Here is a 555-nt window from a genome sequence, read left to right as displayed (position 1 = left end):
GAGGCAACCTGCAAGACGGTAAATGGGCATTTAAAGACCTGTTTGTATTTAACCGTACTAAACCCTAAAGCGCGATCCTTTCATTTACTCCTATTTCATTGATGAAATACTCGTCATGGGAGATCACCAGCAAAGTTCCTTTGTAATGTTTTATTGCTGAGGTTATAACCTCCAGGCTCTGAACATCCAGATTATTGGTAGGCTCATCTAAAATAATGAGCTCAGGAGAACTATTGCTTACCACTAGGCAGCAAAATATCAATTTCATCTTCTCCCCTCCACTAAGTTGTTTGCATGTCTTATTCCACATATCAATTTTGAAGAGAAATTGGTGTAGCAATGTTTTAAGTCGGTGTTCTGGCAAGTGCTGTGAATTAAATTCCTGTACCTGTTCAAACACAGTTAGTTCATTATCTAATACTGAATACTCCTGATCAATGTAAAGATGCTTGAAATCAGCTATTATTAAAGCACCCTCTGATGGTTTTACTTTACCCAATATCAATTTCAAAAGTGTAGTTTTCCCAGAGCCATTTTTACCAGAAATGGCAATCC

General features: G+C 37.5%; 1 protein-coding gene. It reads right to left on the bottom strand.

Annotated features, from left to right (window positions below; genetic code table 11):
* Positions 1-64: 64 nt before the first annotated feature.
* Positions 65-555, bottom strand: a 491-nt coding sequence (locus tag AC1DG9_RS27675; protein WP_477635779.1) for an ATP-binding cassette domain-containing protein, incomplete at its 5' end; no start/stop codon positions are given.

The organism is Pedobacter sp. 05L430, from assembly GCF_056397585.1.
This window is presented reverse-complemented; position numbering and strand designations above follow the sequence as displayed.